Consider the following 15,244-nt stretch of genomic DNA (forward strand, 5'->3'; position numbering starts at 1 on the left):
TGGGCATAAATAAACTTATTTTGTAGTGAGCAATAATGATCGATATCAAAAGTAAGGCTAGGATAGCGACTAGATGAGATAAAGAAAAGCCTATCTATCATAAAATTATTAACAAAAACACGTAGAAACGCCCTATTCACCATGACAACTTATGGGCAATATATAGAGACTCTGTTAAAAACAGCCTCTACTAAGAACAGAAACTATTAAAAATGGGTTTGAGAGTGAGTCAATAGAAACTAACTCTGATAATTTTAAGAACAAATTAAAAAATAAATAAAAAATCGAAGGACAAATATATGGCGTATTGGTTAATGAAATCCAACCCTAAATTTTTTGGTATTGAAGATTTGCAGCGCTTGGGCACCGACGGTTGGGACGGCGTTCGCAACTATCGCGCGCGTAATTTTATGCGTGATGATATGAAAGTTGGTGACAAGGTATTCTTTTATCACTCTAGCGCCAAACCGTCTGGAGTCGCTGGTATCATGACAGTCACTACAGCAGGGTATCCCGATCCTACTCAGTTTCACCCTGAGCATCGTCATTATGATCCTATTGCGACTGAAGAGGAACCTCGTTGGTATATGGTCGATCTCACTTTTGAGCAAGCTTTTACAGAGGTGTTACCACTATCAGAGCTAAAGTTTTTGCCAGCTTTGGAAGACTCGTTATTACTAAGGAAAGGCTGTCAGCAATTAACAGTGATTCCATTAGAGCCCAAACATTGGCGAGCGATTATGGATATGGCGGAGACACTTGAGTTGTTACCGGAGCAAACTTATTGAATTGGCTATTGGCTATTGGCTATTGGCTATTGGCTATTGGCTATGAAGCAGAGTACAAAAAACCTAAGATTAATACCTGCATAGCGGCGCTAAAGCGTTGACATCATAGTGCGGCTTCTTTACCATCTTACTATGTATATGACCTGTCAATCCACTACTTGGATCGACGGGTTATTTTTATTTTAGTGTCTTTACTTTTATTTTCATACTCTGTCTATCTACTTATGCAACATTATAAGCTTGCTCATATTATTTATCGGAGTATTATCGTCGGCACTACGCTCTCCTTGCTGCGTCAATCTTAGTCGATTGATAGCAGTGTTTGTTTATTAATAATAACTACCTTAATAACAATTACCGCAAAGAATAAAAAGTTGCTTACCATGGTTTTTCCATTGTCTTTCAAAGATTTTAAAAGCTACAGCTTACGTTTAGGCGTACTCGCCCTCCCTATTTTAATCACTCAGTTTTGCCAAGCCGCACTTGGCGTGGTCGATGCCATCATGGCAGGTCAAGTCTCGGCACTTGACTTGGCTGCGGTAGCCGTTGGGTCTGGTATTTGGCTACCACTGTTTTTATTGGCCACAGGTGTGCTTATCGCAACCACGCCTCTAATTGGTGAAGCGATTGGTCAAGACCAGCACGGCCAAGTACCACATATCACGCAGCAGTCTCTATGGACCGCAGGTGTCATTGGCATTATCGGTTTTATCATTGTCAATTTGGCTCCCAATGTTCTTGGCATTATGGGTGTCCCAGAAAACATTCAGCCGATAGCGACACAGTATTTACATGGTGTCTCATTTGGTTTCCCAGCGCTCGCTGTATATGCCGTTCTACGCAGTTATTGTGAGGCATTGGGTCGTCCTGAGCCCGTGACTGTCATTAGTATCATTGGCCTACTCGCAGACATTCCCTTGAACTATATTTTTATTCATGGGTTATTTGGGATGCCAGAAATGGGCGGTGCAGGCTGCGGGGTGGCGACAGCATTGGTCTTATGGATAAATGTCCTATTATTGGTGGCCTATACTAGCTTCACAAAACGCCGTGAATTTGTGAGCACGCGATTTTTTTATGGCTTCTCTAGCCCTAATCGAACACAGATTAAAAAGCTGTTAAAACTTGGTATCCCTATTGGTATCTCTATCTTCTTTGAAGCCAGTTTATTTAGCTTAGGCGCACTCGTTATCAGTCCATTGGGTGAGCTAGCAACAGCATCGCATCAAGTGGCGCTGTCAGTGACCTCACAGCTATTTATGATACCGATATCTGTCGCCATGGCGCTCACTATCATGGTCTCCAATCGATTTGGCCAAAAAAACCTATTAGCACTGCGCCAAGTGCAAGCTACTGGACTGGTATGGACCGTATTGATCGCTTTGACCTGTATGGTTGGGATATGGCTATTCAGACCAGAACTGGCAGCAGCATTCACTGATAACCCAGAGGTCAGAGCCCAGTCTATGCATTTGCTTATCTTTGCACTCGCCTATCAGTTATTTGATGGCTGGCAGGTTAACGTCGCTGGTATATTGCGCGGCATGCAAGATACCACCATACCGATGTGGGTAACGCTCTTCTGCTATTGGTTAGTTGCCCTACCACTTGGCGTCTATCTGGTGCGTTTTACTGACGTTGGTGCACAAGGGTTTTGGATGGCGTTGATTACAGGTTTGTTCTTATCATCTATCTTACTTACTTTGCGTCTACGCTATCAGCAAAAACGTTTAACTGTGTTATGGGGTTAAGCCAATTGCTTATGGATTGCATTTTATAATCATTGTTAGCGTTATTTGATCATACAGACTATGAAAAATCGTAGATATTTTCTTGCTAAAAAGATGGCTTACGTCAAAATATGTAAAAATTCTCAGTTAACAACTGTACATTGATTGCTCATTGCCCTGAATCTAGGTATCATTAGCAATTAATTAGACAATATTTAGTTACACTATTTCTCGAATTTAGTACAAGGCCAGATAAAAACTATGGATATTGAAAAAATACGCACCCTCATCGCCCTTATGGAAGAAAGTGAACTGGTTAATTTAGAAATCAGTTCTGACGACGAGCATATTAGCTTAACTCGTCACTATGACGCGCCTGCGCCAACTATGATGGCTGCCCCAGCTGCGAGCGCTGCTCCTGCTGCCACTGTTGAAGGCAAACCTGCAGAAAAAGCGGGTAGCGTTGAGTCTTCACCAATGGTTGGTGTTTTCTATTCAGCACCAAGCCCTAATGACCCACCATTTGTGAAAGTCGGTCAAAAGGTTCAGGCAGGTGATACTTTAGGTATCATCGAAGCTATGAAAATCATGAACCCGCTTGAAGCGACTCAAAGTGGTATTGTTGACGAAATCTTGGTAGATAACTCTGAAGTCGTACAGTTCGGTCAACCTGTCATACGCTATAAAGCGTAACGATATTTGCCATACTTTATTTCATTATGGCTGACTTTTGGTATATATACCGCGTCAATGCTAAATAACTTGATGCTATGTATCGAAACTCAGTCAATGACTGACGCTTCGACAAGGATGAACCCATGATAAAAAAATTGCTCATTGCCAACAGAGGTGAAATTGCCCTGCGCATCGTCCGCGCCTGTAAAGCGCTAGGTATCGAAACGGTAGGTGTCTACTCTACTGCAGATGCCAACTTGATGCACTTGCGCTTTGTTGATGAGGCAATTTGTATTGGCAAGCCTAATGCTAACCAAAGCTACCTTGATATCAATACCATCTTAACCGCTGCTGAAATCACTGGTGCAGATGCTATCCATCCCGGTTATGGCTTTTTGTCTGAGAACGCTGAATTTGCTGAACAAGTAGAAGAAGCAGGATTGACCTTCGTTGGTCCTAATGCTGATCATATTCGCCTCATGGGCAACAAAGTTTCTGCCATTAACGCCATGAAAAAAGCGGGCGTACCAACCGTACCTGGTTCAGTTGGCGCTGTGACCCTGCACAATGCTGAAGAGCAAGCACGCAATATTGGCTTTCCACTATTGATTAAAGCGGCCTCTGGCGGTGGTGGACGCGGTATGCGTGTGGTTGAACGCTTTGACGAATTGATTGGTCAAGTACAAGCTGCTAAACAAGAAGCTGAGCTTTGGTTCGGTGATGACACTGTCTATATGGAGCGCTATCTACAAAACCCGCGCCACGTAGAAGTACAGGTGTTAGGCGATGGTAATGGTAATGCTATCCATCTATATGACCGTGATTGCTCATTACAGCGTCGCCATCAAAAAGTACTAGAAGAAGCACCTGCTCCAGACATACCAGATGATGTACGTGAGCCAATCTTAAAAGCTTGCGTAAAAGCTTGCGAGCTTGTTAAGTATCGCGGTGCTGGTACGTTTGAATTCTTGTTTGAAAATAACGAGTTTTTCTTTATTGAAATGAACACTCGTGTACAGGTTGAGCATCCAGTGACTGAGATGATTACTGGTATTGATGTTGTGGTCGAACAGCTTAAAATTGCTGCCGGTTACGGCCTATCCTATCGTCAAAGTGAGATTGAGATTCAGGGTCATGCGATCGAATGTCGTATCAATGCCGAAGATGCAGCGACTTTCGTACCTTGCCCAGGTACTATCAGTCAATTGTTCACGCCAAGTGGTTCTGGTATCCGTTTTGACTCTCATCTATACCCTGGCTATGAAATACCGACCTATTATGATTCATTGATTGGTAAGCTTATTTGTCACGGTCAAACTCGTCAGCAAGCCATTGCTAAGACAGTACATGCCCTTGATGAGCTGATTATCGAAGGTATCAAAACCAATATTCCTTTGCATCGTGATGTGATTTTAGCGGATGATAACTTTACTCGTGAAGCGCAAAACATTCACTATCTCGAAAGAGAGCTGCTGACTGCGAATAAAGCTAAAAAAGACTCATAGGCTGAAATACTTATAGAGTTCGCTAAGTTTATTAAATTTAGTCGTGACTTTAATTAAAACAGCACATAAAAAAACCGCTATCAATATAGTGGTTTTTTTATGTCATCAATAAACTCTCAATCATACGTAAAGTGCAACGAGCATTTCTAATTATGGCAACACTCTATTGAAGTTCATAAAGCATTCGTTACCATCAGGGTCAGCGCACCATTGCATCTGATTACCATCATGATTGATAAATGCAATCAACGCTTCATCAGTCTGGTCGATCTGATTACCTGAGCAGTCTACTTCATTATTATCATAAACAGTCTTAATCGCAATAACTGGCAGCCCTTCTTCACGGTGGGTGACTAGATAGCGGCCGTATGTCCATTCTTTGCCACTGACAGACCACATCTCATTATCCGCACTAAAGTTATATAGTTCACGGCACTGGTTAGACTTGCCAACTGATGCAAGTAAGTTTTTACTAGTAGTTGGTTTGATATTTAGAACCCGCTCTTCACTTTGAGTCAGTACGCCGCCATCCATGTCTACCGTTACCTTAGGCTCTACACTGTTAAGCTGTTGCGCACTATTTGATACTGACTGGTTAGCTTCCGCTTCCTTGGTCATCATGGCGTGAGTAGAATAAGCGCTACTGTCCAAGTCTATTTCCCACTGTCCGGCAATGGCTGGACTAATATGAGTGGTGATGGTCGGCTTGGTAATAGCCTCACCGTTCGCAGGCAACGAGGCTAGAATAGATGCCAGCGTGAATGAAGCAAATGAAATAGGTTCCATAATTAACCTTTTATTTATAATATTTTAATATATACATTAGCGTAAGTCTTAGACACCAAAAACACAAGTAACATTATGCTATTGCTCATAAACCTGTAGTTGGAATTTCATAGGTATTTATAGCAAAAAATAACGCCATCGCTTTACTTGTATGAATACAAGGAGCGATGGCGTTATTAGCATACAGAATTCTGCGTGATATCAATGACTACTTAATATTAAGCAGCTTCTGTATTTAGCGCTTGAGCAAAAGCTGATAACGCCCCCTTTAGCATGGCTGACACCGTACTGCTACAAGTACCGATGCCAGAGTATACCTCGCCATCTACATTAAGCTGTATATAAGCGGCAGCGTTGGCATTGGTTTTGTTATCACTATTGGTATCATCATCGATACCATTACCACTGTTATGATGCGGGTTAATCGCATGCTCTGCATAGTTAATAATATGCAAGGATTTGCCAGTATGCTGTGCAAGTCCATCAATAAACGATGACAATGGGCCGTTACCAGTACCATCAATATCGATGGTGTCGCTATTCATTTGTACTTGACCACTAAAGTAAACCGCACCGCCTTTATTGTTGACGCTATAGTCTAGCAGCTCAAACTTGCCCTGCTGCAAGTAAGTATCTTCAAAGGTCTGCAAGATTTCATCATTCTGCAACTCGCGTGCAGCTGCTTCAGCTTGCTTTTGTACCACACGGCTAAAGTCAATCTGCATCCAACGTGGTAAGTTGAAACCGTAATTACGTTGCAAGATATATGCGACGCCGCCTTTACCCGATTGGCTATTGATACGTACTACATCTTGGTAGCTACGCCCAATATGCGCAGGATCGATAGGTAGATAAGCCACGTCCCAGACGTTGTCTGTTTCGCTCTGATTGCTTTCATTGTAGTCGAGAGATTTTTTGATTGCATCTTGATGTGAGCCACTAAATGCCGTGAAGACCAACTCGCCTACATAAGGATGACGTGGGTGCAATGGTAAGTTATTGCATTCGCTCACAACCTGTACGATTTCACTCATGTTGCTAAAATCAAGCGCAGGATCGATACCTTGACTAAACAAGTTCATGGCCATGACCATGATATCCATGTTACCTGTACGCTCACCGTTACCAAGCAATGTGCCTTCGATACGATCCGCGCCTGCAAGCACACCTAACTCAGCTGCCGCTACCGCACAGCCACGGTCATTATGGGTATGCAAGCTCACAATCACGTGCTCACGCTGCGCTAGATTACGGCAGAAGTACTCTACTTGATCAGCAAAGACATTGGGCATAGAAGCCTCAACCGTCGCTGGCAAGTTAAAAATAACCTCCTGACCCTGCTGTGGTTGCCACACGTCACACACTGCATCGCAAACCTCTACTGCATATTCAGTTTCTGTCTGGCTAAAGCTCTCTGGCGAGTACTGAAATACCCAATCTGTCTCAGGATACTTTGCTGCATATTCTTGTAATAGCTTGGCACCTGCAATAGCAATCTCTTTGATTTCAGCTTTATCTTTGCCATAGACTTTTTCGCGTTGTACACGGCTGGTTGAGTTATAAACATGGACAACCGCACGTTTCGCACCTTTTAATGATTCAAAAGTACGGGCAATCAAATGCTCGCGCGCTTGTACCAATACTTGTAGCGTTACATCTTCAGGTACGTGGTTTTCTTCAATAAGCTTACGCGCAAAGTCAAACTCTACCTGCGCCGCTGACGGGAAACCAATCTCAATCTCTTTAAAACCCACATCTACTAAGGTCTTAAAGAAGCGCATTTTTTGTTCAATGGTCATCGGATCAATCAGTGCTTGGTTACCGTCACGCAGATCCACACTTGCCCATATCGGTGACTTCTCAATCGTCTTGCTTGGCCAAATACGATCTGGCAGCGATGGCGCAAATGCAAATGGACGGTATTTACGGAAGTCAAAAGCGGCACTTTTTGGTGTAATCTTTGCAGTCCCTGTGGCTGCAGTGTGCGTGGCTTGGTCAGACATAATCAATCCTTAGATGACTTGGTTATTTATATATTTAGCTAGGCGATTAGCTGTTGATTAGATCAGTATTTATCATATGAGATAACTAGTGTTCATACCATAATAATATCAAAGTTTAACAGAGAGAAACCTGCTTTCTTTTACTTTATTTTCTGTTATTTTAGTGGAAAAACACAATTTAGACATTATAATCGAATAAATTCACTATTAAGGCTTGAAAAATGCCAGACAATTATATTGATAATACAGGGACAGCAGACATAGACGAGATAGATAGACAGTTGCTACGCTTATTGCAAACACAGGCGCGTATGAGCATTACTGAACTTGCTGAGCGCGTCAACCTGTCTGCTACCCCTTGTGCACGTCGTATAAAGCGCTTAGAGGATGCGAACATTATCACTGGCTACCACACCAAAACCGATGCACAAAAACTTGGCTATCCGCTAGCCGTGTTTATCGCTATTAGTATGGATCGTCATACAGCAGAACGTTTTGAGCAGTTTGAACGCAAGGTTCAGAGCTTTGAGGAAGTCATCAGTTGTAGTATTGTCACAGGTCGCACCGAAGACTATCTGATTAAGGTCAGAGTACGTGATATGACACATTACGAAGAGTTTTTATTGCATCGCCTTAATCGTATCGAAGGCGTGGCTCAAGTTCATACCAGTTTTGAATTACGAGAAGTATTTAGCCGTAGCGTGGTTTAGACGATCTGAGCGGTCTTTGGCGACTGTCGACGGAACCATACCAATAGTACAAATCCGATCATCAACCCGACAGCAGCGACAAGTAATCCTGCGTTGAAATTGCCATCTTTCCCTGCCAGTGCCACTGTCACCAAGGGTCCTAAAAACTGCCCCAATGCATAAGCTAACGTCGCTAGTGCAATCAGTAAATTAGAATAGGCAGGATTGATGTTTTTAAATAAAGTCAGTGTCATCGATACCATACCGACAAAGGTCAATCCCAAAATCGCAGCATTGCCATACAATCCAAGTGCACCATCAAACCATATCGGCAAGCACATCCCAAATGCTTGCAATACCGTCAGCCCCATTAGGGTTTTTATCTCACCGATACGTTTGGCAAGCGCGCCCCATAGAGGGTTTGACAACATTGCAAAAATACCAACAACCAACCAAATCATCAATCCAGCATACGTCTGTGTCGTTAGCCGCTGTGCTGCCATGACGGGTAAAAAAGTTGCTGAGCTGATATAACCAAACCCTGCCAGTACGTAGCTGACGAAAAGTAAAGCAAGCGCTTTATGGTGTCCAGAAATTGCCTCATATAAGGAGCGTTTAAAGTTTAAATAGGTCTGGTGCACTGACACGTGTTGTTTGGCATCAATCTGCTGTGAATCAACAGCCCGTACTTGTCTTGGCTTTATCGCATACAGTAGCCACACAAGCGGTAAACTGGTGACACCTGCGACTAGCCAAATTACATCGAAGTGATAGCCTAGTTTTAATAGCCACCACGTCACGATGGCAGAGGCGCTAATGCCAACGCCAATACCTGCATAATGGACTGCTGACAATACAGAACGGCGCTCAGGGCTAAGGGTTTGAATGACAAACGATGAGCTTAGAATCATCGCCACGCCACTTGCAATACCTGCAATTAAGCGGATGATATACCATAGTGTGAGCGACATATTTGGTATGACGAGTAACATCGTGGTAACAACACTTATAATCGCCCAAAGTGTCATCGCCTGCCATGTCGAGCGCTGAGGCACAAACATAGCAATAAGAGCGCCAATAAAGTAACCGATATAATTGATTGATGCCAGCCAGCCTGCAATCGTCGTTGATAGCGACAATTGCACCATAATATCAGGTAAGGTGGCGGTAAACAGAAAGCGTCCATAACCCATGACGACTGCCATGCAGTACATACCGATACAGGCAATGGCAGCTTCGTTGGTAATCGTCGGAACCATACGGCTTTTAAAAGCAGTCATCATGACAGAGCCATTTTTGCGGCAATTAGCACACAATCCTTTGTGTTAGACAGTCAAAAGCAGTAATAAATAAACGCAGAAATAGAGAAGCTATCAGATGTATTAGGCCAGCATAAAGTACTAGAAAAACTATGACACATCTAACGTTGTCGTCTCTACCGTATCCTGCCCTAGCATCTGTACCCGCTGGTCGCTAAACATATCCATATCTGGAGCTAGCGTACGCATAAACCGATCAAAATACAACATCTGTTTGGTCAATAGAGCAAAGTCGCGTGGGAAATGGATGCCATGACGTTTACCAACCTCAACAATCTCAAGCATCATTTTATTAAGCTCATCGGCTTGCTCTTTACTATTGAAAGGAACACCGCTGGTAAAGGTTTTATCTTCTGCCATGATGGTTGTCATCATACGCTGTAAGTCATTCCCCAGTGCAGCCACATCGACTTTATTGCCACCATGCGTCATTTCCATATCAATCATATGGCGAGCCATGGCTTGATAGTCACTGTCTTGCATGGCTTGCATCATGCCCATACATGCACGCCAGCTCTCAGCTTTTAGCTTGCCGACGATACCAAAATCCAAAAAGCCAATACGGCCATCGGTCAATAGCATTAGATTGCCCGCATGCAGATCAGCATGGAAACTATTGCACAGCATAAGACTGGCAAACCATGTATTTAAAGTGTCTGCCATAACTTGAGCAGGATCTGCACAGTATTGGCGCATGAGCGACTCATCGACCATAGAAACGCCATAGAGACGGCTCATCGTTAGCACACGCTTGGTAGTCAGCTCTTCATATACTGCTGGTGCAACGACACGAGTATTGCCTGATACCGCTAAGAACTGCTGAAAATCGCGAATATTCTGTGCTTCAGCGATAAAGTCAGTCTCGGCAAGCATACGCAGGCGAATCTCATCGATAATCGGCGCAATACTCGCAAATTTCATCGATGGCATCAGTATTTCAAGTAGCTTAGTTACGCCATGTAATACGCCCAAGTCGGTCTGCATGATGGTCTCGACGCCAGGCTTTTGCACCTTTAGCACTACTTCATCGCCATTGTGCAGACGAGCTGCATGCACTTGAGCGATAGAAGCTGATGCTAGCGGCTCTGAGTCAATATGCGCAAACGTATCATCAAGGTTCATGCCATCAGTCGCCAGCTCTTCTTTTAGCACTTGCTCGATATAAGCATAAGACAATGGCGTAGTTTGATCCAAGCAGCTCTGAAAAGCCTTGACATAATCACGTGGAAACAATGACGGCGTACTGGCGATAAATTGACCGATTTTGATATAAGTCGTACCTAACTGCTCAAAGGTTTCTTTGAGTAGCATCGCGTCAGGTTTCTCACCTTTTGCCACTCTTAGCGCAGACAAACCTGCCACACTCGCTGTTTGGCGAACACGGTTCATGACATTAAAAGTATGCTTTAATAAATGCGGACGATGAATTTTCATAAAAAACAACTATGGTAATAAGAAGGAGGTTTGAAGATAGGCAATACAATATAAAAATGCATTAAAATCAGATTACACAGTTATAGTCGGTTCAATATAATTTAGATACAAGGAAGGCGAGTGAAAGTACTACAAGTCGTAGACTAAGCAAGCCTGACACCGTATCCAATTTATAGAGAGTTGACTATAGGACTACTACAGACAGGACACTGTGGGTCTTTTCGATAACCCATTAGCCGCTGCTGCATCTGGCTACCATCCCATATGAGCAGCTTGTTTGTCAGTGGATTTTTGGTTAATCCTAAATATTGCAGTGCAGCATTGGCTTGCAAATTACCCATGACGGCAGTAGTGCTAGCCAGTACTCCTGAATTGGCACAAGTACGCTCGTCAGCGGCTTCGTCGAGCACTACTGAGCCAAATACGCAATGATAACAACCTGTATCGATCTGAGGTTCGAACAGTGCCAACTGCCCTTGCATCGCAATCGCTGAGGCTGATAACAGCGGAATCTGGTAGCGTACACTAATACGATTGATGATGTCGCGCGTGGCAAAATTATCCGTACAGTCTAAGAGTAAGTCAGGCTTGCCTGCTGCTATATCGAGCAATTCATAGGCGTTGTCTTCATCTAGTCGTGCGACTGTACCACGAGTCTTTATCAAGGGATTGATGCGCGCTAATATGGCTACTGCGGTCAGTGCTTTGGGCTTACTGATATCGTCAGGTAAAAACAGCGTCTGCCGTTGTAAGTTGCTCGCCTCAATCTCGTCATCATCAATCAGATGGACATAACCCACCCCAGCACGCACCAATGTCTCAGACGCAGGACAACCAAGGCCGCCTGCCCCTATTATGACCACACGAGCTGTCTTTAGTCGCAGCTGAGCATCCATATCCCAACCGTCTAATAAAACTTGCCGAGCATAACGGAGCAGCTCGTCATCTGATAGCTGTACCATCTCTTTTACCATATTCATCTACAACCTATAACCAAAGAAATCTACTATCAAGAAACTATCTATTGAACTTGCCCTAGCGTAACGCGATCATTACCACCATAATCTTTTACGGTATGTACTGACTCAAACCCATTGTCTAGAAACAGCTGCCGAACCGCATCACCTTGATCATGGCCATGCTCGATAGCCAATAACCCACCTGTACAGAGATATGTCGTTGCTTGCTGGACGATATGCTCAATATCAGCCAGACCATGATTGGGTGCACTGAGCGCACTAATAGGTTCAGCTGTTAGACCCGCCAAATGCTCGTCTGTCTCGTCAATATAAGGAGGGTTTGACACAATAATATCAAACTGATGCTCATCATTAGTAGGTAGCGCTTGATACCAACTGCTTTGGACAAACTCAACAGTGGCAACATTATTGCTCATGGCATTGTACTGAGCAACTTCAAGCACCTCTGACGATAAATCAACCGCCACGACTTGCCAGTTATCGTGTTTTAATTCATGGGCAAGACTGATAGCGATACAACCTGACCCTGTGCCCAAGTCTAACAATCGCTTATTATTGAGTTGCGCTGGCTGAGTGTTTATCCAATTCAATACTTGCTCAACCAATACTTCGGTATCGGGTCTAGGAATCAAGGTATGCTCGTTTACCCTAAAGCTAAGCGACCAAAACTCCTGCTGTCCAGTCATGTACGCAAGCGGTATGCCTTGCTGCATTTTTACCACACCGTCATTGAAACGTGCGACCTCACTATCAGCTAACTGATAATCTTCATCCGTCATTAACGCTATCGCAGGCTTATCAATGACATGCAATAACCAATCAGTGAACCAAAACGACGGCAGCTGATTATCTGACTCACCATTCGTCAGTTGTTGAATCTGCTGCTTAATTTGACGAATGGTTGATACGGTCATAGATAGCTCTTAAAAAACAATGAATGGATAAAGGTAAAATACTGCTTAGCCTATTCTGATGCGCGTGGTGGCTCTTTGGTATCGGTCAGGTTAGGATTGGTTTTACTCAGTTTGTCACCTACCCTATTGCCACCGCTGCCATCATTATTGTCATCGCCATAAATATCATCGTTATCACCAATGACAATATGTCTATCGACAAAGTAGATCAGTGCCAGAATTGGAATACCAATAGCGAAGGTAAAGATAAAGAAAAATGGATAACCCATATTATCGACGATAGCACCTGAGTACCCACCCATCACTTTTGGTATCAGGGTCATCAATGAGGAAAAAATCGCATACTGTACTGCGGTAAAGCGAATCGATGTCAGTGCTGATAAGAAAGCGATAAATACAGCACTCGCAAGGCCCGCAGCCAAGTTATCAAATATCACTGCCATATACATGATCGGCAGGCTACCTGGGTTGTATGTCAATACCACAAACAACAGGTTGGTCGCACACGCTAAAATCGCACCAATCATCATGGCATGCATGATACGGAAACGCTGAGCCAAAATCCCGCCCAAGAAGCCACCTGCAATTGCCATAATCACACCGACCAGTTTTACGGCATTGGCGATATCAGTTTTGCTAAAGCCCATGTCTTGATAAAAGACGTTGGAGATCACGCCTGCGACGATATCTGAGATACGGTATAGACCAATCAATGCTAATAGCAGCAGGGCTTTTTTGCCATAACGTCGGAAAAAGTCTAAGACAGGCTCGATCCATGTTGCCATGGCCACTTCTTTTTTCACCAGTCCTACTTGTACCAGTGCATAACCTGCTGCCATCGCCGCGCCTAGGCTTACTAATAAGTGCAAAGTTTCTACAAAGAAGCTAGAAAAAGCGCCTTCGAACTCTGGTAAGACCTGTCCCATTAATATATAAGCAGCGATGAAGGCAATCACTGAAAATACAAACAACGCTACCAGTCTGACGTAGTCTTCACGAGTTTCAGCGACCAACGGAGCTTTGTTAATGATTTTTGGTTGATTGATAATAAAGTACAGCAATAACAATGGTGCGCACGCGACCAATGCTAAAAAGTAAAACTTAATCGCTGGCATTACCATTAGTGGTATCAAGGCCACTGTGCTATCAAATACTGTATTGATCAAAATATTAACTAGGTAAATAACACCAAACAGCAGGCCTGGGATAAGCAGTAACGCTGAATAAATCAGGAATACTTTTAAGTTACCCTTTTGCTTTTTACTTTGCAGGGTCTCAGCGGTTGGCTCATAACTGGCAAACGTCGCTAATACCCCTAATGTCATAACCCCTGCCATGATGTAATAGGTATTGCGCCACGCTTCATAACTATAAAATGTCTCATTTGAGCCGAAATAATCAGCCAAATATAACGCGCCTGCCCCTGCGACAATCATGCCGATACGGTAGCCTGACACATAGATAGAGGACAAGATAGACTGCATAGACGGCGGTGCAAGCTCAATACGGTACGCATCAATTACGATATCTTGCGTCGCAGAAGAGAACCCAAGCAACACGGCCGCGCCTGCCATATAAACCAAGACATCTTCGCTAACAGGATTTACCCTTGCCATCAAAAAGATCGCCAGCACGATAAGCAGCTGTGATACCACCATCCAACTACGACGACGCCCCAGCCACTTGGTCAAAAATGGTACAGGGAGCGCATCAATCAATGGCGCCCAAATAAATTTGAACGAATAACCCAATGCTGCCCAGCTGAACATAGTGACGACACTACGATCTATGCCTGCTTCTCTCAGCCATAGCGATAGACTTGAGAAAATCAGCAGAATAGGTATACCCGCTGAAAACCCCAAAAACAGCATAATAATGACACGAGGATCGAGATAAGCTTTTGTAGCCTCGCCCCATGACTTTTTGGCAATTGGTTGATTGGGCGGTACAGATTTGACAGCAGACATAATAACTCACCAACAATTCAGACAAAGAACACAACCGCGCACAATTTTTATCAATCTTTAGAATCAGTTATCGACAAAAGGATCGATAAAAATTGCTCTACGTTGCACCAATATTATCATTACAACAAAATCCAGTTATGGTACTTGAGAACCTTTATCTTGACTAGATGTTTTTGCATTAACTTAGCGATTGCAGGCCATGGGCAATCGCTTATATTTCTTAATAGTAACGCAAAAAACTGCAGTGTTTTACCAAGGTTATCTTAGCTCTCTTTTTTATTGCTAATTTCTGTTTTGAAAGATGTCTGACAATGACATTATTTATAGGTAATATAAAGGTAGTAGTAAAACTGACGCAGGCTTGATTGGTTGGGGGCACTCTATTGGTTTACTCTTAACTGGCGATGATAAGCATAGGCGTTAATAATGATTGAGATAAACAAAACATCAAGTC

Annotated in this window: 12 protein-coding genes; 5 read left to right on the forward strand and 7 right to left on the reverse strand. The window is 43.4% G+C overall.

The window, feature by feature from the left end; genetic code table 11:
- Window positions 1-299: 299 nt before the first annotated feature.
- The 4 genes from ACTXGF_RS21825 (at window position 300) to accC (ending at window position 4,698) form a co-directional block, all read left to right on the forward strand.
- On the forward strand, window positions 300-788 hold the full coding sequence (locus tag ACTXGF_RS21825) for an EVE domain-containing protein (RefSeq protein WP_191115172.1): 489 nt from the start codon (window positions 300-302) through the stop codon (window positions 786-788).
- Window positions 789-1,171: 383 nt separating this feature from the next.
- On the forward strand, window positions 1,172-2,539 hold the full coding sequence (locus ACTXGF_RS21830; protein ID WP_443532835.1) for an MATE family efflux transporter: 1,368 nt from the start codon (window positions 1,172-1,174) through the stop codon (window positions 2,537-2,539).
- Between the two features lie 240 nt (window positions 2,540-2,779).
- Complete coding sequence (gene accB / locus ACTXGF_RS21835) at window positions 2,780-3,211, forward strand: acetyl-CoA carboxylase biotin carboxyl carrier protein (protein WP_443532833.1); 432 nt, start codon at window positions 2,780-2,782, stop codon at window positions 3,209-3,211.
- A 125-nt stretch (window positions 3,212-3,336) separates the two neighbouring features.
- Complete coding sequence (gene accC / locus ACTXGF_RS21840; RefSeq protein WP_057759692.1) at window positions 3,337-4,698, forward strand: acetyl-CoA carboxylase biotin carboxylase subunit; 1,362 nt, start codon at window positions 3,337-3,339, stop codon at window positions 4,696-4,698.
- 150 nt (window positions 4,699-4,848) lie between these two features.
- Here the strand turns inward: accC and ACTXGF_RS21845 are convergent, their stop codons facing one another.
- Window positions 4,849-5,484, reverse strand: a complete 636-nt coding sequence (locus ACTXGF_RS21845) for a hypothetical protein (protein WP_443532831.1) — start codon at window positions 5,482-5,484, stop codon at window positions 4,849-4,851.
- Between the two features lie 218 nt (window positions 5,485-5,702).
- Window positions 5,703-7,487: a 2-isopropylmalate synthase gene (leuA, locus tag ACTXGF_RS21850; RefSeq protein ID WP_443532829.1), complete on the reverse strand. Its 1,785-nt coding sequence runs from the start codon at window positions 7,485-7,487 to the stop codon at window positions 5,703-5,705.
- 221 nt (window positions 7,488-7,708) lie between these two features.
- Between leuA and ACTXGF_RS21855 the strand changes: the two genes are divergently transcribed.
- Window positions 7,709-8,197, forward strand: a complete 489-nt coding sequence (locus ACTXGF_RS21855; protein ID WP_443532828.1) for an Lrp/AsnC family transcriptional regulator — start codon at window positions 7,709-7,711, stop codon at window positions 8,195-8,197.
- Here ACTXGF_RS21855 and ACTXGF_RS21860 read toward each other — a convergent pair.
- The 5 genes from ACTXGF_RS21860 to ACTXGF_RS21880 all read right to left on the reverse strand — a co-directional run bounded on the left by ACTXGF_RS21860 (window position 8,194) and on the right by ACTXGF_RS21880 (window position 14,790).
- Window positions 8,194-9,459 (reverse strand): YbfB/YjiJ family MFS transporter, encoded by a 1,266-nt coding sequence (locus ACTXGF_RS21860; protein WP_443532826.1) that lies wholly within the window; start codon window positions 9,457-9,459, stop codon window positions 8,194-8,196. The two genes, ACTXGF_RS21855 and ACTXGF_RS21860, sit on opposite strands and share 4 nt — an antisense overlap.
- A 126-nt stretch (window positions 9,460-9,585) precedes the next feature.
- Window positions 9,586-10,929 (reverse strand): ABC1 kinase family protein, encoded by a 1,344-nt coding sequence (locus ACTXGF_RS21865; protein WP_443532824.1) that lies wholly within the window; start codon window positions 10,927-10,929, stop codon window positions 9,586-9,588.
- A 170-nt stretch (window positions 10,930-11,099) separates the two neighbouring features.
- A complete protein-coding gene (locus ACTXGF_RS21870) occupies window positions 11,100-11,903 on the reverse strand; it encodes a HesA/MoeB/ThiF family protein (RefSeq protein ID WP_443532948.1) in 804 nt (267 codons plus the stop codon).
- A 47-nt stretch (window positions 11,904-11,950) separates the two neighbouring features.
- Window positions 11,951-12,823, reverse strand: coding sequence for a peptide chain release factor N(5)-glutamine methyltransferase (prmC, locus tag ACTXGF_RS21875; protein WP_443532822.1), 873 nt, complete (start codon window positions 12,821-12,823; stop codon window positions 11,951-11,953).
- Window positions 12,824-12,873: 50 nt separating this feature from the next.
- On the reverse strand, window positions 12,874-14,790 hold the full coding sequence (locus tag ACTXGF_RS21880; protein WP_443532820.1) for an AmpG family muropeptide MFS transporter: 1,917 nt from the start codon (window positions 14,788-14,790) through the stop codon (window positions 12,874-12,876).
- Window positions 14,791-15,244 lie beyond the last annotated feature (454 nt).

Origin of the sequence: Psychrobacter sp. 1Y6, from assembly GCF_052258385.2 — a bacterium.
GTDB lineage: Bacteria > Pseudomonadota > Gammaproteobacteria > Pseudomonadales > Moraxellaceae > Psychrobacter.

Coding starts and splice junctions, on each gene's coding strand:
- ACTXGF_RS21825 (WP_191115172.1), top strand. CDS start 300: ATGGCGTATTGGTTAATGAAATCCAACCCTAAATTTTTTGGTATTGAA.
- ACTXGF_RS21830 (WP_443532835.1), top strand. CDS start 1,172: ATGGTTTTTCCATTGTCTTTCAAAGATTTTAAAAGCTACAGCTTACGT.
- accB (WP_443532833.1), top strand. CDS start 2,780: ATGGATATTGAAAAAATACGCACCCTCATCGCCCTTATGGAAGAAAGT.
- accC (WP_057759692.1), top strand. CDS start 3,337: ATGATAAAAAAATTGCTCATTGCCAACAGAGGTGAAATTGCCCTGCGC.
- ACTXGF_RS21845 (WP_443532831.1), bottom strand. CDS start 5,484: ATGGAACCTATTTCATTTGCTTCATTCACGCTGGCATCTATTCTAGCC.
- leuA (WP_443532829.1), bottom strand. CDS start 7,487: ATGTCTGACCAAGCCACGCACACTGCAGCCACAGGGACTGCAAAGATT.
- ACTXGF_RS21855 (WP_443532828.1), top strand. CDS start 7,709: ATGCCAGACAATTATATTGATAATACAGGGACAGCAGACATAGACGAG.
- ACTXGF_RS21860 (WP_443532826.1), bottom strand. CDS start 9,459: ATGATGACTGCTTTTAAAAGCCGTATGGTTCCGACGATTACCAACGAA.
- ACTXGF_RS21865 (WP_443532824.1), bottom strand. CDS start 10,929: ATGAAAATTCATCGTCCGCATTTATTAAAGCATACTTTTAATGTCATG.
- ACTXGF_RS21870 (WP_443532948.1), bottom strand. CDS start 11,903: ATGGTAAAAGAGATGGTACAGCTATCAGATGACGAGCTGCTCCGTTAT.
- prmC (WP_443532822.1), bottom strand. CDS start 12,823: ATGACCGTATCAACCATTCGTCAAATTAAGCAGCAGATTCAACAACTG.
- ACTXGF_RS21880 (WP_443532820.1), bottom strand. CDS start 14,790: ATGTCTGCTGTCAAATCTGTACCGCCCAATCAACCAATTGCCAAAAAG.